A 22,073-nucleotide genomic window follows, 5' to 3' on the forward strand; every position below is an offset into this window, starting at 1 on the left:
AGTAGGACGCCGCCGGACACCCATTCACGAAAGGCCCACCCCCGCACCGGGGTGGGCCTTTCGCATACCCCCACACCACCACCAACCCACCCCGCACACCCGAGATCACCCAGGCCCCACCGCCGACCAGGCAGTGACGCACGGCCCGCGCGACCACGACGCGCACAACCACCCGCTCGGTCGCCACGACCCGCACACCGCCCTCCGGCCCGGCGGCCGGAGCATGCGAGGCCGGGCCCCGGCGAGAGTCGGCTGACACCGTGCGGCGAACCACGCTGCGCGGAACGGCCGGGGTGATGCTGCGTGCAGGGCGTGCAGGGCTCCGGCGCCACGGACGGACCGGCCGCCGCCCCGAGGCGGCCGGCTGCGTCGCGGGGTGCGCGAGGGGTGCGCGGCGGAGACAGAGCCGCGCCGAAGACGGCGCCACGGGACGTGCGCGGCGACGCGGTTCACCCGCCACACCACGACCCCGGCTCGCACCCGTGCATCGACGTCGCCGTCTGGGCGGTCGAGAAGCTGTTGGCGGGGAGGCGCCGTCGGTACGTCGCGGGCTCGAGGTCTTCTTGCCGCCGATAGTCCGCAGGGCATCGTGAAGGCGAACATCTGCCGAGCAAGCCGCGGGCCAGCCCGCCGCCTTGTCGAGCGGCCGTCGCGGAAGACGCGCGCACGGCGCTCCGACGGCACCCAGGTGGGCGACCCGGGGCTGATGGCTGGAGATCTGGGCGGCGTGATCGCCGCGCCGACACGCGCTGTGCAGGCGCTCCGCGGAACCAGCGATCGACCTTCGCAGCGCCTTCACACGACTGGTCGCGGGCGCTCGGCGCGGGGCTGACCATGGAGTACGGGTGCGCGCCGCAGAGGGCTCGTGCTGGCCGATCCGCGGGCTGGCGCAGTGAGCGACGACTCACTTGACACGTCGTGCCGCAGCGAGTGAGACTTCACTGAACGGAAACCCACTTTCGGTGGGTGGAATCGCTCCAAGGAGGATCGCTCGATGACGAGTGTGGGTCTCGAGGCATTCAACGCGGCGGACGCGGAGGTTGCCCGCGCGCGCGTGCTCTCCTGCGCGGCCGTGGCCCGGTGGGCCGACGCGGTCGTCGCCGGCCGCCCCTACGCCGACACCGCGGCGGCCCTCGCCGCGGCGCGCACCGTGGCGGACCCCTGGACCGAGGAGGAGATCGACTCGGCCCTCGCGCGCCACCCCCGGATCGGCGAGCGGGCGTCGGGGGACGACGCCGACGCCGCGCACTCCCGGCGGGAGCAGGCCGGGCTCGGCGACCTCACCGGCTCGGTTCAGGAGCGCCTGCGTGCGGGGAACCGTGCGTACGAGGAGCGCTTCGGCCACGTGTTCCTCATCCGTGCCGCGGGTCGGAGCGCCGAGGAGATCCTCGGCTCGCTCGAGGAGCGCCTCGGGAACGACGCCGCCACCGAGCGACGGATCGCCGGCCAGCAGCTACGGGAGATCGCCGTGCTGCGGCTGGAAGGAGAGCTCTCATGACCTCGCACATCACCACCCACGTGCTCGACGCGGTCTCGGGCCTGCCGGCCGCGGGCGTCGCCGTCTCCCTGTGGAGCGTCGGCGATGACGTGGCCCAGCGGCTGGCGGACGCGACGACAGACGCCGACGGCCGGGTGAAGGACCTCGGGCCGGAGTCGCTCGAGCCCGGCACCTACCGCGTGACCTTCGCGACGGGCGACTACTTCGCGGCGCAGGGCGTCGCGACCTTCTACCCGTCGATCACCATCGACTTCACCGTCGAGGCCGGGCGCGACCACTATCACGTGCCGTGCCTGCTGAGCCCGTTCGCGTACTCCACGTACCGCGGGAGCTGACGGGCCCAGGCCCGCCATCACCGGTCCCGGCACAGCCGCCGAGACCTGCGCCAGCGTCATCGCAGACGTTCCGGGCCGCCATCGTGGGCGGTCCCGGGCAACGCAACAACAGATGAAGGAGTCAGCACCATGACCGCCACCGCCACCGACACCGCCGCACAGGCCGCGACCGGCACGATCGTGCTGGGTGACAACCAGTACGGCAAGGCCGAGGTCCGCGTCATGAAGGTCGACCGCGACCAGGCGCGCCACCGCATCACCGAGCTCTCGGTGACCTCGCAGCTGCGCGGCGACTTCTCCGCCGCGCACATCGACGGCGACCAGGGCCGCGTCGTCCCCACGGACACGCAGAAGAACACGGTGTTCGCGCTCGCCAAGGACGGCATCGCCTCGCCGGAGGAGTTCGCGCTCCGCCTGGGCGAGCACTTCACCTCGAGCTTCGACTGGATCGAGGGCGGCCGCTGGGAGGCCAAGGAGTACACCTGGGAGCACATCCCCTCCTCGCTGCAGAACCACGTCACCGACGGCGAGCACGACCACGCGTTCGTCAAGGGCGGCACGGAGACGCGCACCACGGTGGTGCAGCGCGACGGTGACGAGGTCTTCGTCGTCTCGGGCCTCGAGGACCTCAAGGTCCTCAAGTCCACGGGGTCGGAGTTCCACGGCTTCCCAAAGGACCGCTACACGACGCTGCAGGAGACCACCGACCGCATCCTCGCGACGTCGGTGACCGCCCGCTGGCGCTACACCTCGCTCGACATCGACTTCAACGCCGTCTACGACGACGTGCGCCGCATCCTGCTGGAGACGTTCGCGGACGTCCACTCCCTCGCCCTGCAGCAGACGCTGTTCCAGATGGGCAAGAAGGTGCTCGAGGCGCACCCGGAGATCGGCGAGATCAAGTTCTCGATGCCGAACCTGCACCACTTCGTCGTCGACTTCGAGCCCTTCGGCCTGGAGAACCCGAACGAGGTCTTCTACGTCGCCGACCGCCCCTACGGGAAGATCGAGGCGGAGGTGAAGCGGGAGGGCGCCGACTCGGAGCCGCGCGCGTGGGCCACCGTCACGGGGTTCTGCTGATCACGGTCCCGCTGATCAGCGAAGCACGGCGCGTTCGGTTCGAAGGAGCATCGAGATGAGCACGACGACGGTCGACCAGGCGATGTCGGTCGAGAAGCCGGCAGGCGGCCGGCCCGAGGACGAGCGGTACCCGCTCGGCAAGACCTTCCTCTACGGCCTGCAGCACATCATGACGATGTACGGAGGAGTGATCGCGCCGCCGATCATCGTCGGGCAGGCGGCCGGCCTCGACGGCGCGCAGATCGGCGTGCTGGTCTCGGCGGCGCTGCTCGTCAGCGGCCTGGCCACGGCGCTCCAGACGCTGGGCATCCGCTTCTTCGGGTCGCAGCTCCCGCTCGTCCAGGGGATCTCGTTCGCCACCGTGTCCACGATGGTCGCGGTGGCGAGCGGGGACGGCGGGCTGCCCGCCGTCTTCGGCGCGATCATCGTGGCGGCCGCCATCGGCCTGGCGATCACCCCGTTCTTCGCCCAGGTCGTGCGGTTCTTCCCGCCGGTCGTGACGGGCACGATCATCACGATCATCGGGGTGTCGCTGCTGCCCACCGCCGCCGGCTGGATGATGGGCGGCGACGCGGAGGCCGCCGACTGGGGCTCCGTCCCGAACATCGCGCTCGCGCTGGGCACGCTGGTCGTGGTCCTCGTGCTCAGCCGGTTCCTGCAGGGCACGATCTCTCGGCTGTCCATCCTCTTCGGGCTGGTCATCGGCACGGTCGTGGCGGTGCCGCTGGGGCTCGCGGACTTCTCGGAGGTCGGGCAGGGGGCCGTGTTCGAGCTCCCGACACCGTTCGCGTTCGGCATGCCCGTGTTCGAGCTCGGCGCCATCCTCTCGATGACGATCGTGATCCTCGTGATCATGACGGAGACCACCGCCGACCTCATCGCCATCGGCGAGGTGCTGGACACCAAGGTCGACTCGAAGCGGGTCGGCGACGGGCTGCGGGCCGACATGGCGGCCACCCTGGTGGCGCCGCTGCTGAACTCGTTCCCGGCTTCGGCGTTCGCGCAGAACGTGGGCCTGGTGGCGATCACCGGCATCCGCTCGCGGTTCGCCGTCGCGGCGGGCGGCGCGGTCCTGGGCGTCCTGGGGCTGTTCCCGGTGCTCGGCCGCGTGGTCGCGGCCATCCCGGCCCCCGTGCTCGGTGGGGCCGGCATCGTGCTGTTCGGGTCCGTGGCCGTGTCCGGCATCCGCACGCTGTCGCGCGTCGAGTACGAGGGCAACCTCAACCTCACGCTCGTGGCGGTGGCGCTCGGCTTCGGCATCATCCCGATCGCCGTTCCCGACTTCTACGACCAGTTCCCGACCTGGGTGGGCATGATCTTCCACTCCGGCATCGCGGCCGCCGCGGTGGTGTCGGTGCTGCTGAACCTCGTCTTCAACGAGATCCGGTGGGGGCGACGCAGCAAGGACCCGTCGGTGTTCACGGCAGGCTCCTCCGCGCGGCTCGTCGTGACCGAGGAGCAGGAGCAGCGCCGGGCGGAGTACTTTGTGCGGCTCGACGCCGAGCACCGGGCTGCGCGCCGCGCCCGCCTCAACGCGGACGTGCAGGCGCGGATGCGCCACGGCCACGGGCGTCGCTCGGGCTGCGTGTCGGCGATCGACCTCGACGCCGACGGGGTGCCCGACGTCCTGCAGATCCGCGAGGGGGCCCGCGCCGCGGTCGCGGAGCGCCGCCCCGACGCCGACGCGCGCCCGCTGGTGCACGCGGGCGCCGGCGACCCGGGGGAGGGGTGAGCCGGATGCGGCCCCGGGCGCCGTCAGGCCGCGAGCAGCTCCTTGGAGATGGTCTCGGCCACCTCGTGCAGCAGGGGGAGGGCGGCCTCGCCGAACTCGTAGGTGACGCGGGCCGCCGGTCCGGACACCGAGAGGGCGGTGGGCGTGGGGGCTCCCTTGACCGGGACGGCGAAGCACCGCACGCCGATCTCCTGCTCGCCGTCGTCGACGGCGTACCCCTGCTCGCGGATGGTGCCGATCTCCTTGAGGAGGTCGTCCGGGTCCGTGATCGACAGGTCGGTGGCCGGCGGCATCCCGACGCGGCCCATGATGTCGCGGATGGTCTGGTCAGGCAGCTCTGCGAGCACCATCTTGCCGACGCCGGTGCAGTGCGTGTAGACGCGGCGGCCCACCTCGGTGAACATCCGCATCGAGTACGACGACGAGGCCTGCGCCACGTAGACCACCATGTCGCGGTCGATCATCGCGAGGTTGGCGCTCTCGCCGAGCTCGCGGGCCAGGCGCTCCAGGTGGGGGCGGGCGCTGGCGCCGAGCTGGCGGCCGGCGCTCTCGCCGAGGCGGATCAGCCGCGGACCGAGGGTGTACCGGCGGGACGGGAGCTGGCGGGCGTAACCGCGGCCGACGAGGGTCCGCATCAGCCGGTGGATCGTCGGGAGCGGGAGGCCGGCCGCGGCCGCCAGCTCGCTCAGCGCGGCGTCGCCGCCCAGGTCGGTCATGATCTCGAGCAGGTCGATCGCCCGGTCCACCGACTGGACTCCGGTGCCGTTCGCCATGGTCAGGTCCCCCTCCGCAACGTGGTGTGAACCGTTCCCGGTTCTAGAAACCATCCTTCCACATCTCGAAACTTCATGTCATCAGCTCCCTGAGTCATCAGCTCCCTGAAAGGAAACCCTGGCCATGGCGATGCCCAGCCCCAGCTACACGATCACCCTCCGCGTCGAGGCGCCGGCGTCCCAGCGCGCGACGAGCGAGATCGTCCACGAGATCGCCACGGCCGGCGGCTCGGTGATGGGCGTCGACATCGCGCAGTCGCACACCGACACGATCGTCGCCGACGTCACCTGCGACACCGTGGACGCCGAGCACGGCGAGCGGATCGTCGAGGCCCTCGACGCCCTCGACGGCGTGCGCGTGCTGAAGATGTCGGACTCGACGTTCCTCATGCACCTCGGCGGGAAGATCTCCGTGACGCCGAAGGTGCCGCTCAAGACCCGGCGCGACCTGTCCCGCGCGTACACGCCGGGCGTCGCCCGCGTCTGCCTCGCGATCGCCGACCGCCCGGAGGACGCGCGCCGCCTGACCATCAAGCGCAACACCGTCGCGGTGGTGACCGACGGCACCGCCGTCCTGGGCCTCGGCGACATCGGGCCGGCGGCCGCCATGCCGGTGATGGAGGGCAAGGCCGCACTGTTCAAGCAGTTCGCCGACGTCGACGCATGGCCCATCGCCCTCGACACGACGGACACCGAGGAGATCATCCGGACCGTCAAGGCGATCGCGCCCGGCTTCGGCGGCGTGAACCTCGAGGACATCTCCGCCCCGCGCTGCTTCGAGATCGAGAAGCGCCTGCGCGAGGAGCTGGACATCCCCGTGTTCCACGACGACCAGCACGGCACCGCCATCGTGGTGCTGGCGGCGCTGATCAACGCCCTCAAGGTCGTGGGCAAGAAGATCGAGGACGTGCGCATCGCCGTCTCCGGCGTCGGCGCCGCCGGCTCCGCCATCATCCGCCTGCTGCTCGCCCAGGGCGCCCGCGACATCATCGGCTTCGACCGCCACGGCGCGCTCACCGCCGAGTCGGCGCACGGCGACGAGAACCGCGCGTGGATCGTGGAGAACACGAACCCGTCCGGCTTCACCGGCACGCTCAAGGAGGGTCTCGCGGGCGCCGACGTGTTCGTCGGCGTGTCGGCCGGCAACATCCTCACGGGCGCCGACGTCGCGCGGATGAACGACGACGCGATCGTGTTCGCCCTCGCGAACCCGACCCCCGAGGTCGACCCGATCGCCGCCGGCGAGACGGCCGCCGTCGTCGCCACGGGCCGCAGCGACTACCCGAACCAGATCAACAACGTGCTGGCGTTCCCGGGTCTGTTCCGCGGCCTGCTCGACGCGGGCGCCACCCAGATCACCGACGAGATGCTGCGCGTCGCGGCCGTCGCGATCTCCTCGGTGGTGAGCGAGGACGAGCTCAACTCCGCGTTCATCATCCCCGGCGTCTTCGACAGCCGTGTGGCCGAGGCGGTCGCCGACGCCGTCCGGGCCGAGGGCCTCAAGGAGGTCCCGCCGGCGGACCAGCGCGCCGATGACGCCGAGCACCTGGCGCAGCACCTGGGCCGGGCGCTGCACCCGGAGACGGCGGTGGCGCGATGAAGGTCTCCCTCGACCAGGCCGCCCTCGGCGACGTCGAGCGCCGCCTCGCCGAGCACGACGCCCACCTCGAGCGCGCCTACCCGGGCGACGACGGCACGCGCCAGCCGGTGCACACCGTCTACGTCCCGGCGCACCGCTACACCGCGGGGCTCGCCGCGGAGTGGGGCGCGCAGGCCTGGGCCGCCGTCCAGGCGCAGGGGACCGACGCGCTCCTGGACGCCGTCGGCGTGCGCGCCGACCTCCGCGACGCGGTCGCCGCCCAGGTGGAGCGCAAGCTCGCGACCGAGCCGATCGAGGACCTGCGTATCGATCTCGAGGACGGGTACGGGACGCACCCCGACTCGGCCGAGGACGAGGTCGCCGCGGCGGCCGCCGCGGCCCTGCGCGTCGAGCTGGACGCGGGCGGCGCGACGCCGTTCGTGGGCATCCGCTTCAAGTGCTTCGAGCGGCCGACGCGGGCGCGCGGGCTGCGCACGCTGGACGTCTTCGTCAGCACGCTGGCGTCGTCGGGCGACCTGCCCGAGGGGCTCGTCCTGACCCTGCCGAAGGTGACCGCCGTCGCGCAGGTCGAGGCGATGGTCGCGGTGTGCGAGCGCCTCGAGGAGGCGAACGGGCTCCCCGCGGGCCGGCTGCGGTTCGAGGTGCAGGTGGAGACGCCGCAGTCGATCCTCGACGCGGCGGGCACGGCCACGGTCGCGCGGATGATCCACGCGGGCGGCGGGCGCGTCAGCGGCCTGCACTACGGCACCTACGACTACTCGGCGTCGCTCGGGATCTCCGCGGCGTACCAGTCGATGGAGCACCCGGCGGCGGACCTCGCCAAGGAGGTCATGCAGCTCGCGGCCGCGGGGACGGGCGTGCGCCTGTCCGACGGGTCGACGAACGTGCTGCCGGTCGGCGACGACGCGCAGGTGCGCGCCGCGTGGGCGAACCACGGGCGCCTCGTGCGCCGCTCGCTGGAGCGCGGGTTCTACCAGGGCTGGGACCTGCACCCGGCCCAGCTGCCGAGCCGGTTCGCCGCGACGTACGCGTTCTACCGCGAGGGCTTCGAGCCCGCGGCCGAGCGGCTGTCGAACTACGTGAACGAGGTGGAGGGCGCGGTGCTCGACGAGCCCGCCACCGCCAAGGCGCTCGCGTGGTACCTCAAGCGCGGCCTCGACTGCGGAGCCCTCGGCGCCGACGAGATCGTCACGCGCACCGGCCTGCAGCCGGCGGAGCTCACGGCGATGGTCACACGCCCCCTCGGCGGCTGATCTCGCGCTCCCGCAGCGCACGGCCACGACGGCCCGGCAGGACGACGTCCTGCCGGGCCGTCGGCGTGTGCGCCGGATCACGACCGGAGGCCGGGACGGGCCCCCTGCGGGGTTGACCTATCCGCCCGACCCGGCGTAGCGTTTTCACTACAAGGAACCAAACTTCCATCTGGCGAAAGCGAGTCAGCGATGACGGACCAGATCCCCTACACCGTGAACTGCTCGATCCTCCTCACGGACCTGCCGCTCCTGGAGCGTCCGGCGGCCGCCAAGGCGGCCGGGTTCGACGGCGTCGAGCTATGGTGGCCCTTCGCCACCCCGACGCCCGCGGCGGACGAGATCGACGCCCTCGTCGGCGCGCTGGCCGACGCCGGCGTGCAGCTGACGGGCCTCAACTTCGACGCCGGCAACATGCCCGGCGGCGACCGCGGCCTGATCTCCTGGCCGGAGCGGTCGGCGGACCTGCGCGCCAACCTCGACGTCGTCGCCCGCATCGGCGAGCGCACCGGCTGCCGCGCGTTCAACGCGCTCTACGGCAACCGGGTCGACGGCGTGGACCCGGCGGCCCAGGACGAGCTCGGCGCCGAGAACCTCGCGCTGGCCGCGAAGGCGGTCGAGCGCATCGGCGGCACCGTGCTGGTGGAGCCGGTCTCCGGCACCCCCGCGTACCCGCTGAAGACGTCGGCCGACGCCGTCGCCGTCCTGGACCGCGTCCGCGACGAGCACGGGGCCACCAACCTGGGCCTGCTCTTCGACGTCTACCACCTGTCGGTCAACGGCTCGGACGTCGACCTGGACCTCAAGACCTACGGCGACCGCATCGCCCACGTCCAGGTCGCCGACGCCCCCGGCCGCGGCGCCCCGGGCAGCGGGGACCTGCCGATCCAGCGCTGGATCGGCGACCTGCGCGCCGCCGGCTACGCCGGCCCCGTCGGCCTCGAGTACAAGACGGCCGACGCCGACCCGTTCGCCTGGCTGCCCCGCGCCGAGCGCTCCGCGCGCTGAGCGCCCACCGCGACCCCCTCGACCTCCCCGGAAGGACCCGACCAATGAGCACCATCGCCTTCATCGGCCTCGGCATCATGGGCAGCCCGATGGCCGTCCACCTGCAGGACGCCGGGCACGCCGTCATCGGCTACAACCGCACCGCCGCCAAGGCGCAGCCCCTCGTCGAGGCCGGCGGGACCGCCGCCTCGTCGGTGGCCGAGGCCGTCAAGGCGGCCGACGTCGTCGCGATCATGGTGCCGGACTCGCCGGACGTCGAGGGCGTCCTCACCGGGGACGACGGCGTCCTCGCCCACGCCCAGCCGGGCACCCTGATCATCGACTTCTCGTCGATCCGCCCGGACGTGACGGTCGCGCTCGCCGAGCAGGCGACGGCCGCCGGCTTCCGCTACCTCGACGCGCCGGTCTCCGGCGGCGAGGCGGGCGCCAAGAACGCCGCGCTGTCGATCATGGTGGGCGGCTCGGCGGAGGACTTCGCCGCGGCGTCCGAGGTGTTCGACGCGGTCGGCAAGACCGTCGTGCACGTGGGCCCCTCGGGCTCCGGCCAGACGGTCAAGGCCGCCAACCAGCTCATCGTCGCCGGCAACATCGCGCTGCTGGCCGAGGCCGTGATCTTCCTCGAGGCGTTCGGCGTCGACACCGAGGCGGCCGTGAAGGTCCTCGGCGGCGGGCTCGCCGGGTCGGCGGTGCTCAACCAGAAGGCCGAGAAGATGCTGGGCCGCGAGTTCGCCCCCGGGTTCCGCATCGACCTGCACCACAAGGACCTGGGCATCTTCACGTCCGCCGCGCGCGAGCAGGGCGTCGTCGCCCCCGTCGGCGCCGTCGTCGCGCAGCTCATGGCCGCGGCCCGCGCCGAGGGCGACGGGTCGCTGGACCACTCCGGCCTGTTCAACGCGATCGCGCGCCTGTCCGGTCGCGACTGACCGCCCCGAAACGACCCAGAAGACTCGAAGGAGAGCACCATGCCCCGCATGCGCGCGGTCGACGCCGCGGTCGCCATCCTGGCGAAGGAGGGTGCCACCGAGGCCTTCGGCCTCCCCGGCGCCGCCATCAACCCGTTCTACGACGCCATGCGCCAGCACGGCGGCATCCACCACGTGCTCGCCCGGCACGTCGAGGGCGCGTCGCACATGGCCGACGGCTACTCGCGCGCCGAGCGCGGCAACATCGGCATCTGCATCGGCACGTCGGGGCCCGCGGGCACCGACATGATCACCGGCCTGTACGCCGCGTGGGCCGACTCGATCCCGATGCTGTGCATCACGGGCCAGGCCCCGGTGGCCAAGCTCGACAAGGAGGACTTCCAGGCCGTCGACATCGCGTCGATCGCCGCGCCGGTCACCAAGCTGGCCAAGACGGTCCTCGAGGCGTCGCAGGTGCCGGGCGTCTTCCAGCGCGCGTTCCAGCTGATGCGCTCCGGCCGCCCCGGCCCGGTGCTCATCGACCTGCCGATCGACGTGCAGATGACGGAGATCGAGTTCGACCCGGAGACCTACGAGCCGCTGGCGCCCGAGCGTCCCGAGGCCACGCGCGAGCAGGTCGCCAAGGCCCTGAACATGCTGCTCGCCGCGGAGCGTCCCCTGATCGTGGCCGGCGGCGGCATCATCAACGCCGGCGCGGAGGCCGAGCTCGTCGAGCTCGCCGAGACCCTCGGCGTCCCGGTGGTGCCGACCCTCATGGGCTGGGGCGCGATCCCCGACGACCACCCGCTGACCGCGGGCATGGTCGGCATCCAGACGTCGCACCGCTACGGCAACGCGACGTTCCTGGAGTCGGACTTCGTCATCGGCGTCGGCAACCGGTGGGCCAACCGCCACACCGGCGGCCTGAAGACGTACACCGAGGGCCGCACCTTCGTGCACGTCGACATCGAGCCCACGCAGATCGGCCGCGTGTTCGCGCCCGACTACGGCGTGGTGTCCGACGCGGGCGCGTTCCTGCGCACCGCGCTCGAGGTCGCCGCCGAGCGCAAGGCCGCCGGCCAGGTGCCGGACTGGTCGGCGTGGGCCGCGTCCGCGCAGGAGCGCAAGGGGCAGCTGCAGCGCAAGACGCACTTCACCGAGGTGCCGATCAAGCCGCAGCGCGTGTACGAGGAGATGAACAAGGCGTTCGGCCGCGACACGGTCTACGTCACCACGATCGGCCTGTCGCAGATCGCCGGCGCGCAGCTGCTGCACACGTACCACCCGCGGCACTGGATCAACGCCGGCCAGGCGGGCCCGCTGGGCTGGACCGGCCCGGCCGCGCTGGGCGTGTCCCGCGCGCTGCCCGAGGGCAACGTCGTGGCGCTGTCGGGCGACTACGACTTCCAGTTCATGCTGGAGGAGCTCGCGGTGGGCGCGCAGCACCACCTGCCCTACGTGCACGTGGTGGTGAACAACGCCTACCTCGGCCTGATCCGCCAGTCGCAGCGCGCGTTCGACATGGACTTCCACGTGTCCCTCGCGTTCGACAACATCAACATGTCGGGCGGCGGCGGGGAGCCCGAGGGCTACGGCGTGGACCACGTCAAGGTCGCCGAGGCGCTGGGCTGCAAGGCGATCCGGGTCAAGGACCCGGAGGACCTGGCGGCGGCGTTCGCCAAGGCGCAGGCCATGACCGCGGAGTTCCGCGTCCCCGTGGTGGTCGAGGTCATCCTCGAGCGCGTCACCAACATCGCGATGGGCGCCGAGCTCGACGGGGTGAACGAGTTCGAGGACCTGGCCATCTCGGCCGAGGACTCGCCCACGGCCATCGCGCTGCTCGACTGAGCGCGAGCGGCTGAGCGGTACCCGACGACGGCGACGGGAGAGACGATGACGAGGACGGGCAGCGACGGACGGGGAGGTGGAGCGACCGTGACGACGACGGGACCGACGACGGCGCGCGTGCTGCTCGCCCCGGACAAGTTCAAGGGCTCCCTGACCGCGCGGGAGGTCGCCGCCCACCTGGCGGCCGGCCTGCGCCGCGCGGTGCCCGGCGTCGTCGTCGACCAGCTCCCCGTGGCCGACGGCGGCGAGGGCACCCTCGAGGCGGCCCTCGCCGCCGGGTACACGGCGGTGGACCTGGTGGCGACCGGCCCCCTCGGGGAACCGGTGGCCACCCGGTACGCCCGCCGCGGCGGCACCGCCGTCGTCGAGATGGCCGCGGTCACCGGGCTCGCGATGGTGCGCCCGACGGCGGCCACGGCGCTCGCCGCCACCTCCCGCGGACTCGGCGAGGTGATCGCGCACGCCCTCGACGCGGGGGCGCGCGAGATCGTCGTCGGCGTCGGCGGCTCGGCCAGCACGGATGGCGGAGCGGGCATGCTCGCCGCGCTCGGCGCGCGGCTCGCGTCGGGGGCCGGGGACGTCGCCGACGGCGGCGGCCACCTGCACGAGCTGACCGACGTGGACCTCGCGGGGCTGCACCCCGCGCTCGCGGACACCGAGATCGTGCTCGCGAGCGACGTGGACAACCCGCTGCTCGGCGAGCACGGCGCGGCCGCCGTCTACGGGCCGCAGAAGGGCGCCGACGCCGGCACGATCGCCGAGCTGGAGCTGGGCCTGGTCACCTGGGTGGACGTCCTCGCGACCGTGGGCGTCACCGGCGCTCGCGGGTACGCGGCGGCGCCCGGCGCGGGCGCGGCCGGGGGAGTGGGCTTCGCGTGCCTACTGCTCGGCGCCGAGCGGCGCCCCGGCGTCGAGGAGGTGCTCGCCCTCACGGGCTTCACCGAGCGCCTCGCCGGCGTGGATCTCGTCGTCACCGGCGAGGGCAGCCTCGACCGCCAGTCCCTGCACGGCAAGACGCCGGTGGGCGTCGCGGCCGCGGCGGCCGCGGCCGGCGTGCCGACGGTCGCCGTGTGCGGCCGTACCACCCTGAGCCCCGAGAGCGCCGCCGCCGCCGGCCTCCGCGCGGTGCACGCCCTCACCGACGTCGAGCCGGACGTCGCCCGCTGCATCGCCGAGGCGGGCCCGCTGCTCGAGACCCTCGCCGCGCGGCTCGCCGGCCACCTCCCGGTGCCCGCCGCAGCGGACCCCGCGACGATCACGATGGAGAACGCATGACCACCGCACCCCACGACCTCGTCGTCCGCGCCGCCCGCGCGCTGACCCCCGACGGCGAGCGCGCCGTCGAGGTCGGCGTGACGGCCGGCCGGATCGCGGCGGTCGTCCCGCTCGGCACCGGGCTCGCCGGTGCCGAGGTGCTGGACCTCGCCGAGGACGAGGTGCTGCTGCCCGGCCTCGTCGACTCGCACGTGCACGTCAACGAGCCCGGCCGCACCGAGTGGGAGGGCTTCGCCACCGCGACGCGCGCCGCGGCCGCCGGCGGCGTCACGACCATCGTCGACATGCCGCTCAACTCGTTGCCGCCCACGACCTCGGTCGCGAACCTCGAGGTCAAGAGGCAGCGCGCGGTGGACCAGGCCTTCGTCGACGTGGGCTTCTGGGGCGGCGCGGTGCCGGGCAACACGGCCGACCTGCGCCCCCTGCACGACGCGGGCGTCTTCGGCTTCAAGTGCTTCCTCGCGGACTCGGGGGTACCGGAGTTCGGGCACCTCGAGACCGACGAGCTGCGCGCCGACCTGGCCGAGCTGACCACGTTCGGCGGCATGATGATCGTGCACGCCGAGGACCCGGGCACGCTCGAGGACGCCCCGCAGGAGCCGGGCCGCGACTACAAGACCTTCCTCGCCTCGCGCCCCGCGAAGGCCGAGTCGACGGCGATCGCGGCGCTCATCGACGCGGCGCGCGCCACCGGCGCCCGCGCGCACGTCCTGCACCTGTCGGACGCCGACTCCCTGCCGATGATCGCCGCGGCGCGGGCCGACGGCGTGCGCCTCACGGTCGAGACGTGCCCGCACTACCTGTCGCTGGACGCCGACCACGTGCCCGACGGCGCGACGGCGTACAAGTGCTGCCCGCCGATCCGCGAGCAGGACAACCAGGACCGCCTCTGGCAGGGGCTGCGCGACGGCCTCATCGACGTCGTCGTGACCGACCACTCGCCGGCCACCGCCGAGCTCAAGCAGCCGGCCTCCGGCGACTTCGCGGAGGCGTGGGGCGGCGTGGCCTCGCTCCAGCTCGGGCTGGCCGTCGTGTGGACCGAGGCGCGCCGCCGCGGCGTCCCGCTGGCGGAGGTCGTGGGCTGGATGTCCGCCGGCCCGGCCGCGCTGGTCGGCCTGGAGCGCAAGGGCGGCATCGCCGTCGGCAAGGACGCGGACCTCGCGGTCTTCGCGCCCGACGCGACGTTCGTCGTCGACCCGACGCGCCTGCACCACAAGAACCCGGTCACGCCGTACGCCGGTCGCGACCTCACGGGCGTGGTGCGCCGCACGCTGCTGCGCGGGCGCGCCGTGGGTGACGAGCCCACCGGCACCCTGCTGCGCCGCGGCGAGGCCTGAGCCGAGCCCTGACGAGACCGACGACGAGCACGACGACGAGAACGACCACGAAGGACGACTGACATGACGCGACTCCAGCCGGGCGACACCGCCCCCGACTTCACCCTCACCGACTCCGCCGGCGCCGCCGTGTCCCTCGCGGACGTGCGCGCCGGGGCGGACAAGGGCGTCGTCGTGTACTTCTACCCGAAGGCGGGCACCCCGGGGTGTACCACCGAGGCGTGCGACTTCCGCGACAACCTCGCGTCGCTCGCCGGGGCCGGGTACGCCGTCGTCGGGGTCTCCGCGGACCCGGTCGAGGACATCCGCGCCTTCGTGGAGGCCGAGCACCTGACCTTCCCCCTGCTGAGCGACGCGGACCACGCGGTGGCCGACGCCTACGGCACGTGGGGCCCGAAGACGATCGGCGACCGGACGTTTGACGGCGTGCACCGCTGCACGTTCGTCGTCGACCCGGACGGCACGCTCCGCAGCGCGGAGTACGACGTCGAGGCGACGGGCCACGTGGCCGCTCTCCGCCAGCAGCTGGTGGGTGCCTGAGCACCCACGACCCGGTAGGGTCGGCTGGCAGGTTTCCGCTAGGCGTAATACGAATTCCGCTGTGCAAGCGCACGGCTGCAGCACACCCCCGTAGAACGAGAACAAGGAGGGACTGTCGTGGAGCTCCCCGACGGCCTGACCATCACCGCCGAGATCGGTGAGCGCGACACCGAGGTGCTCACCCCGGCCGCGCTCGACCTCATCGTCACCCTGCACCGGCAGCTCGGCGCCCGCCGCCTCGAGCTGCTGGACGCGCGGGCCCGTCGCCGCGAGGCGCTCGCCGACGGCGGCACGCTCGACTTCCTGCCCGAGACGGCGCACGTCCGCGCCGACGACTCCTGGAAGGTCGCGCCCCCGGCCCCCGGCCTGGTCGACCGCCGCGTCGAGATCACCGGCCCCACCGACCGCAAGATGACGATCAACGCGCTCAACTCGGGCGCGAAGACGTGGCTCGCGGACCAGGAGGACGCCAACACGCCGCAGTGGCGCAGCGTGGTGGGCGGCCAGCTCAACCTGCTCGACGCGATCGGGCGCCGGATCGACTTCACCAACGAGGCCGGCAAGACCTACGCCCTCAAGCCCGACGAGGAGCTCGCGACGATCATCGTGCGCCCCCGCGGCTGGCACATGAACGAGAAGCACGTCCTCGTCGACGGCGAGCAGACGTCGGGCGGGCTCGTGGACTTCGCGCTCTACGTCGCCACGGCCGGCCTGCGGCAGATCGAGAAGGGCCTCGGGCCGTACTTCTACCTGCCGAAGATGGAGTCGCACCTCGAGGCGCGCCTGTGGAACGAGGCGTTCGTCCTCGCCCAGGACACCCTCGGCATCCCGCGCGGCACCATCCGCGCCACGGTGCTCATCGAGACCATCCCGGCCGCGTTCGAGATGGAGGAGATCCTCTACGAGCTGCGCGAGCACTCCGCCGGCCTCAACGCCGGCCGCTGGGACTACCTCTTCTCCGTGGTGAAGAACTTCCGCACCCGCGGCGCGGAGTTCCTGCTGCCCGACCGCAACCAGATCACGATGACGGTGCCGTTCATGCGGGCCTACACCGAGCTCCTGGTCTCGACGTGCCACAAGCGCGGCGCGCACGCGATCGGCGGCATGGCCGCCTTCATCCCGAGCAAGGACGCCGAGGCCAACGAGCAGGCGTACGCGAAGGTCCGCGCGGACAAGGCCCGCGAGGCCGGCGACGGCTTCGACGGCTCCTGGGTGGCGCACCCGGGCATGGTCGCCACCTGCAAGGAGGTCTTCACCGAGGTGCTGGGGGAGCGGCCGAACCAGATCGACCGCACCCGCGACGACGTGCGCGTGACCGCTGCGGACCTGCTGTCCGTGGACAAGACGCCCGGCACGGTCACCGAGGTCGGCCTGCGCAACAACGTCTCCGTGGGCATCCAGTACCTCCAGGCCTGGCTGGGCGGCCTCGGCGCCGTCGCCATCTTCGGCCTCATGGAGGACGCCGCGACCGCGGAGATCTCCCGGTCGCAGGTGTGGCAGTGGCTGCACAACGGCGTCGTCCTCGCCGACTCGGGCGAGAAGGTGACCCGCGAGCTCGTCGACCGCGTCGTCGAGGAGGAGGTGGCGAAGCTCCCGGGCGACGCCGCCGACTACGACGAGGCGCGGACCACCTTCATGGAGGTCGCCGTCGCCGACGAGTACATCGACTTCCTCACGACGGCCGCCTACGAGCGGATGGACTGAGGAACCCGGCACCGCTCGGCTGCGACGGGGGCGCCGAGCACCGCCGGTGCGTGACGGCCGGGACCATGTTCTGTGTGACGTGGTCCCGGCCGTTTCGTGCTCTCCGGCGTCGTCCCTGGCGTCACACGGAGACAACCTCCCCGACACGTGGCGCCCACTAGACTGGCGGCCATGTCCACCATCTCCCGAGACGAGGTCGCGCGCGTCGCCGCCCTGGCCCGGATCGACCTGCGCGACGACGAGGTCGACCGGCTCGCCGGCGAGCTCGACGTCATCGTCGACTCGATCGCCCGCGTGAACGAGGTCGCCACCCCCGACGTGCCCGCGACGAGCCACCCGCTGCCCATGACCAACGTGTTCCGCGAGGACGTGCCGCAGCCCGCGCTGCCCGTCGCGGACGTGCTGGCCGCCGCGCCGGACGCCCAGGACGGGCGCTTCGCCGTGCCGCAGATCCTCGGGGAGGAGTGAGATGACGGACCTGACCCGCCTCAGCGCGGCGGAGCTCGCCGACGTCCTGGCCCGCAAGGAGGCCTCGAGCGTCGAGGCCACGCGCGCGCACCTGGACCGCATCGCGGCCGTCGACGGCGACGTGCACGCGTTCCTGCACGTGAGCGACGAGGACGCGCTGGCCACGGCCGCCGACGTCGACGCCCGCCGCGCCGCCGGCGAGGAGCTGCACCCGCTGGCCGGCGTGCCGATCGCGCTCAAGGACATCGTGGTCACGAAGGGCATGCCCTCGACCGCCGGCTCCAAGATCCTCGAGGGCTGGATCCCGCCCTACGACGCGACGCTCGTCGAGAAGATCCGGGCCGCGGGCCTGCCGATCCTCGGCAAGACGAACATGGACGAGTTCGCGATGGGCTCCTCCACGGAGCACTCCGCGTTCGGCGACACCCACAACCCGTGGGCCCTCGACCGCATCCCCGGCGGCTCGGGCGGCGGCTCGGCGGCCGCCGTGGCCGCCTTCGAGGCGCCGCTCGCGATCGGCACCGACACCGGCGGCTCGATCCGCCAGCCGGGCGCCGTCACGGGCACCGTCGGCGTCAAGCCCACCTACGGCAGCGTGTCCCGCTACGGCCTCATCGCGATGGCGTCGTCGCTGGACCAGGCCGGCCCCGTCACCCGCACGGTCCTGGACTCCGCGCTCCTGCACGAGCTCGTCGGCGGGCACGACCCCCGCGACTCCACGTCCATCCCCGAGGCGCTGCCGCCGCTGGTCGAGGCCGCCCGCGCCGGCGCGCTGGGCGACCTGTCCGGCCTGCGCGTGGGTGTCGTGACGCAGCTGCAGGGCGAGGGCTACCAGCCGGGCGTGCTGGCCCGGTTCCACGAGTCGCTCGAGCTGCTCACCAAGGCCGGTGCCGAGGTCGTCGAGGTCTCCTGCCCGAGCTTCGACTACGCGCTCGCCGCGTACTACCTGATCATGCCCGCGGAGGCGTCGAGCAACCTCGCGAAGTTCGACGGCATGCGCTTCGGGCTGCGCGTCGAGCCCACCGACGGCCCGGTCACCGCGGAGCGCGTCATGGCCGCCACCCGCGGCGCCGGCTTCGGCGACGAGGTCAAGCGCCGCGTCATCCTGGGCACCTACGCCCTGTCGGCCGGCTACTACGACGCCTACTACGGCAGCGCGCAGAAGGTCCGTACGCTCATCCAGCGCGACTTCGACTCGGCGTTCTCGCAGGCCGACGTGCTGGTCTCGCCCACGGCGCCCACCACGGCGTTCAAGCTGGGGGAGAAGCTGGACGACCCGCTGGCGATGTACCTCAACGACGTCGCGACCATCCCGGCCAACCTCGCCGGCGTGCCGGGCATCTCGGTGCCCAACGGCCTGTCCGACGACGGCCTGCCCGTCGGGTTCCAGATCCTCGCGCCGGCGAAGGCGGACGACCGCCTCTACCGTGTCGGCGCCGCGCTCGAGTCGGCCCTCGAGTCCACCTGGGGCGCCCCGCTGCTGTCGCGCGCGCCCGAGCTGGGCTGACGGCGGAGAACAGGAGACCACCACTGTGACCACCACGACCCCTGCTCTCGTCGCCTACGACGACGCCGTGCGCCGGTACGACCCGGTGCTCGGCATCGAGGTGCACGTCGAGCTCGGCACCCGCACCAAGATGTTCTGCGCGGCGGAGCAGTCCTTCGGCGCCGAGCCGAACACGCAGACCACGCCGGTCTCGCTCGGCCTGCCGGGCGCGCTGCCCGTCGTCAACGGCACCGCCGTCGAGTACGCGATCCGCATCGGCCTGGCGCTCAACTGCCAGATCGCGGAGACCTGCCGCTTCGCCCGGAAGAACTACTTCTACCCGGACGTGCCGAAGAACTTCCAGACCTCGCAGTACGACGAGCCGATCGCCTACGAGGGCTGGCTCGACGTCGAGCTCGAGGACGGCACCGTGCACCGCGTCGAGATCGAGCGCGCGCACATGGAGGAGGACGCCGGCAAGAACACGCACGTCGGCGGCTCCGCGGGCCGCATCCATGGCGCCGAGTACTCGCTGGTCGACTACAACCGCGCCGGCGTCCCGCTGGTGGAGATCGTCACCAAGCCGATCACCGGCGCGGGGGAGCGGGCGCCCGAGGTGGCCCGCGCCTACGTGCAGGCGCTGCGCGACATCTTCCGGGTGCTCGGCGTCTCCGAGGCCCGCATGGAGCGCGGCAACGTCCGCGCCGACGTCAACCTCTCGCTGCGCCCCACGCCTGAGTCGCCGCTGGGCACGCGCACGGAGACGAAGAACGTCAACTCCTTCCGGTCCGTGGAGCGGGCCGTGCGCTACGAGGTCTCGCGGCAGGCCGCGCTCCTGGACGCCGGGCAGACCGTGATCCAGGAGACGCGCCACTTCCACGAGGAGGACGGCTCGACGTCGCCCGGCCGCGTGAAGTCCGACGCCGAGGACTACCGGTACTTCCCGGAGCCCGACCTCGTGCCGGTGGCCCCGTCGCGCGAGTGGGTCGAGGAGATCCGCGCCACCCTGCCGGAGCTGCCGCAGGCCCGCCGTCGCCGCCTGCACGACGAGTGGGGTTTCGCGGACGCCGAGATGCGCGACGTCGTCAACGCGGGCGCCCTGGACCTCGTCGAGGCCACGGTGGCCGCGGGCGCGAGCCCGGCCGCCGCGCGCAAGTGGTGGATGGGCGAGCTGGCCCGCCGCGCCAAGCAGGAGGAGGTCGAGCTCGCGGACCTCGCGATCACGCCCGCGCAGATCGGCGAGCTCCAGCAGCTCGTCGACTCCGGCCGCATCAACGACAAGATCGCCCGGCAGGTGCTCGACGGCGTGCTCGCCGGCGAGGGCGGCCCGGAGGAGGTCGTGGTGGCCCGCGGGCTGGAGGTCGTCTCCGACGACGGCCCGCTCCTCGAGGCGATCGACGCGGCGCTCGCGGCGCAGCCGGACATCGTGGAGAAGGTCCGCTCCGGCAACCAGGGGCCCGTGGGCGCCATCATCGGCTCCGTCATGAAGGCCACCAAGGGTCAGGCGGACGCCAAGCGCGTGCGCGAGCTGGTGCTGGAGAGGATCGGCTGATGCGCTCGCCCGTCCTGCACGGGGAGCTCGTGCGCCTGCGCGCGCTCGAGGCGCGGGACGCCGACCGGTTGTGGGCGTCGCTGCGCGACCCCGACAACGGCCGGCTCTCGGGGATGGGCACCAGCGGTGCCTCGTCCCGCGCCGAGGTGGGCTCGTGGGCGGCGACCGCGGCGGACCTGGCCGGCCGGTACGACTGGGCGGTCACGTCGGCGGCCGTGCGGGACGGGGAGCTCGTCAGCGACGACCTCCTGGGCGAGATCTCCCTCGACCAGGTGGACCTGCGGCTGATGTCGGCCAACCTGCGCCTGCGGATGATGCCGGACTACCGCGGCCGCGGGTACGGGCGCGAGGCCATCGGCGAGGTGCTGCGGTTCGCGTTCGACCCGGCGGGCCCCGGCCTGCACCGGGTCAGCCTCGCGGTGACGAGCATCAACCCGCGGGCCCGCGCGCTGTACGACTCGCTCGGCTTCCGCGAGGAGGGGCGCCTGCGCGACGCCTTCCGCGACGGGCAGGGCTGGGCCGACGCCATCGTCATGGGCATCCTCGAGGACGAGTTCCGCGCGGGGGCCGGCGAGGGCTGAGCGCCCGCCCGCCGTACGACGCCGGCACCCGCGACTTCGCGGGGGCCGGCGTCGTCGTTCCCGACCATTCTTGACACCGCCGCCGGCACCCCATAAATTCATATAGCAGAAACAGTTTTCCGTTACATGGAAGAACTGCGAGGCAAGGACACGAGTCGCATCGACGGCGAGCGAGGAGCGAGACCCATGACCCAGACCACCCGCTACTACACCCCGCAGGGCGGGCTGCCCGGGCAGGAGGAGCTGCTCACGGACCGAGCGATCGTCACCGAGGCGTACACCGTCATCCCGCGCGGCGTGCTCCGCGACATCGTCACCTCGAACCTGCCCGGCTGGGACAAGACCCGCCTGTGGGTGCTCGCGCGCCCCGTCGAGGGCTTCGCGACGACGTTCGCGCAGTACGTCGTCGAGGTCTCCCCGGGCGGCGGCACCGACCGCGGCGAGATCGAGGAGACCGTGCAGTCGGTCGTCTTCGTCACCGAGGGCACGCTGGTGCTGACCGTCGGCGGCGCCGAGCACGTCCTCGAGCCGGGCGGCTACGCCTACCTCGCGGCCGGCGACGCCTGGGCGCTGCACAACCGCTCGGACGCCAAGGCCGCGTTCCAGTGGGTCCGCAAGGTCTACGAGCGCATCGACGGCCATGAGGCCAAGACCTTCGTCACGCGCGAGCAGGACGTCGAGCCGCGCCCCATGCCCGACACCGACGGCGCCTGGGCCACGACGCGCTTCGTCGACCCCGACGACCTCGCGCACGACATGCACGTCAACATCGTGACGTTCCAGCCCGGCGGCTCCATCCCCTTCGCGGAGACGCACATCATGGAGCACGGCCTGTACGTGCTCGAGGGCAAGGCGGTCTACCGCCTCAACGGCGACTGGGTGGAGGTGCAGGAGGGCGACTTCATGTGGCTGCGCGCCTTCTGCCCGCAGGCCTGCTACGCCGGCGGCCCCAAGCCCTTCCGCTACCTGCTCTACAAGGACGTGAACCGGCAGGTGAAGCTGGACCGCCGCTGACCGCGGCCACCGCGGCGACACCCTGCCGCAGCACCCCGGCGACCGGACGACGCGACCACAGGCGTGCGGGGGCCCGGGAGAAAACCCCCC

General features: G+C 72.8%; 19 protein-coding genes. 18 read left to right on the forward strand and 1 reads right to left on the reverse strand.

The window, feature by feature from the left end:
- Positions 1-994 precede the first annotated feature (994 nt).
- The 4 genes from uraD to ACFWDO_RS16860 all read left to right on the forward strand — a co-directional run bounded on the left by uraD (position 995) and on the right by ACFWDO_RS16860 (position 4,645).
- Entirely contained in the window at positions 995-1,498 is a 504-nt protein-coding gene (gene uraD / locus ACFWDO_RS16845) for a 2-oxo-4-hydroxy-4-carboxy-5-ureidoimidazoline decarboxylase (RefSeq protein ID WP_380325646.1), read from the forward strand.
- On the forward strand, positions 1,495-1,833 hold the full coding sequence (gene uraH / locus ACFWDO_RS16850; RefSeq protein ID WP_380325643.1) for a hydroxyisourate hydrolase: 339 nt from the start codon (positions 1,495-1,497) through the stop codon (positions 1,831-1,833). The genes uraD and uraH overlap by 4 nt, the downstream gene beginning before the upstream one ends.
- A 129-nt stretch (positions 1,834-1,962) precedes the next feature.
- Positions 1,963-2,913 (forward strand): factor-independent urate hydroxylase, encoded by a 951-nt coding sequence (gene pucL, locus ACFWDO_RS16855; RefSeq protein ID WP_380325640.1) that lies wholly within the window; start codon positions 1,963-1,965, stop codon positions 2,911-2,913.
- Between the two features lie 55 nt (positions 2,914-2,968).
- Positions 2,969-4,645 carry a nucleobase:cation symporter-2 family protein gene (locus ACFWDO_RS16860; protein ID WP_380325637.1) on the forward strand — a complete coding sequence of 559 codons (1,677 nt, stop codon included), beginning with the start codon at positions 2,969-2,971 and terminating at the stop codon, positions 4,643-4,645.
- A gap of 23 nt (positions 4,646-4,668) precedes the next feature.
- Here the strand turns inward: ACFWDO_RS16860 and ACFWDO_RS16865 are convergent, their stop codons facing one another.
- Positions 4,669-5,418, reverse strand: a complete 750-nt coding sequence (locus ACFWDO_RS16865; protein WP_380325634.1) for an IclR family transcriptional regulator — start codon at positions 5,416-5,418, stop codon at positions 4,669-4,671.
- A 124-nt stretch (positions 5,419-5,542) separates the two neighbouring features.
- On the opposite strand from ACFWDO_RS16865, the gene ACFWDO_RS16870 reads away from it, so the two are divergent.
- The 14 genes from ACFWDO_RS16870 (at position 5,543) to ACFWDO_RS16935 (ending at position 21,983) form a co-directional block, all read left to right on the forward strand.
- Complete coding sequence (locus ACFWDO_RS16870; RefSeq protein ID WP_380325631.1) at positions 5,543-7,018, forward strand: NAD-dependent malic enzyme; 1,476 nt, start codon at positions 5,543-5,545, stop codon at positions 7,016-7,018.
- Positions 7,015-8,271 (forward strand): DUF6986 family protein, encoded by a 1,257-nt coding sequence (locus ACFWDO_RS16875; protein WP_380325628.1) that lies wholly within the window; start codon positions 7,015-7,017, stop codon positions 8,269-8,271. The genes ACFWDO_RS16870 and ACFWDO_RS16875 overlap by 4 nt, the downstream gene beginning before the upstream one ends.
- Before the next feature lie 201 nt (positions 8,272-8,472).
- Complete coding sequence (locus ACFWDO_RS16880) at positions 8,473-9,276, forward strand: hydroxypyruvate isomerase family protein (protein WP_380324005.1); 804 nt, start codon at positions 8,473-8,475, stop codon at positions 9,274-9,276.
- Positions 9,273-10,199: a 2-hydroxy-3-oxopropionate reductase gene (locus ACFWDO_RS16885; RefSeq protein ID WP_380347067.1), complete on the forward strand. Its 927-nt coding sequence runs from the start codon at positions 9,273-9,275 to the stop codon at positions 10,197-10,199. Before ACFWDO_RS16880 ends, ACFWDO_RS16885 begins: the two co-directional genes overlap by 4 nt.
- 39 nt (positions 10,200-10,238) lie before the next feature.
- Complete coding sequence (gene gcl / locus ACFWDO_RS16890) at positions 10,239-12,026, forward strand: glyoxylate carboligase (RefSeq protein ID WP_380323999.1); 1,788 nt, start codon at positions 10,239-10,241, stop codon at positions 12,024-12,026.
- Between the two features lie 87 nt (positions 12,027-12,113).
- Positions 12,114-13,301, forward strand: a complete 1,188-nt coding sequence (locus ACFWDO_RS16895; RefSeq protein WP_380323997.1) for a glycerate kinase — start codon at positions 12,114-12,116, stop codon at positions 13,299-13,301.
- Entirely contained in the window at positions 13,298-14,638 is a 1,341-nt protein-coding gene (allB, locus tag ACFWDO_RS16900) for an allantoinase AllB (protein WP_380323994.1), read from the forward strand. The genes ACFWDO_RS16895 and allB overlap by 4 nt, the downstream gene beginning before the upstream one ends.
- A 63-nt stretch (positions 14,639-14,701) precedes the next feature.
- On the forward strand, positions 14,702-15,178 hold the full coding sequence (bcp, locus tag ACFWDO_RS16905) for a thioredoxin-dependent thiol peroxidase (protein WP_380323991.1): 477 nt from the start codon (positions 14,702-14,704) through the stop codon (positions 15,176-15,178).
- Between the two features lie 117 nt (positions 15,179-15,295).
- Positions 15,296-16,882, forward strand: a complete 1,587-nt coding sequence (gene aceB, locus ACFWDO_RS16910; RefSeq protein WP_380323988.1) for a malate synthase A — start codon at positions 15,296-15,298, stop codon at positions 16,880-16,882.
- A 171-nt stretch (positions 16,883-17,053) separates the two neighbouring features.
- Positions 17,054-17,350, forward strand: a complete 297-nt coding sequence (gatC, locus tag ACFWDO_RS16915) for an Asp-tRNA(Asn)/Glu-tRNA(Gln) amidotransferase subunit GatC (protein WP_380323985.1) — start codon at positions 17,054-17,056, stop codon at positions 17,348-17,350.
- 1 nt (position 17,351) lies between these two features.
- Positions 17,352-18,857, forward strand: coding sequence for an Asp-tRNA(Asn)/Glu-tRNA(Gln) amidotransferase subunit GatA (gatA, locus tag ACFWDO_RS16920; RefSeq protein WP_380323983.1), 1,506 nt, complete (start codon positions 17,352-17,354; stop codon positions 18,855-18,857).
- Between the two features lie 25 nt (positions 18,858-18,882).
- Positions 18,883-20,388, forward strand: coding sequence for an Asp-tRNA(Asn)/Glu-tRNA(Gln) amidotransferase subunit GatB (gatB, locus tag ACFWDO_RS16925; protein ID WP_380323980.1), 1,506 nt, complete (start codon positions 18,883-18,885; stop codon positions 20,386-20,388).
- A complete protein-coding gene (locus ACFWDO_RS16930; protein WP_380323977.1) occupies positions 20,388-20,969 on the forward strand; it encodes a GNAT family N-acetyltransferase in 582 nt (193 codons plus the stop codon). Before gatB ends, ACFWDO_RS16930 begins: the two co-directional genes overlap by 1 nt.
- 186 nt (positions 20,970-21,155) lie before the next feature.
- Positions 21,156-21,983, forward strand: coding sequence for a bifunctional allantoicase/(S)-ureidoglycine aminohydrolase (locus ACFWDO_RS16935; RefSeq protein ID WP_380323974.1), 828 nt, complete (start codon positions 21,156-21,158; stop codon positions 21,981-21,983).
- Positions 21,984-22,073 lie beyond the last annotated feature (90 nt).

It is taken from the genome of Isoptericola sp. NPDC060185, assembly GCF_042728595.1.
Taxonomy (GTDB): Bacteria; Actinomycetota; Actinomycetes; order Actinomycetales; family Cellulomonadaceae; genus Isoptericola.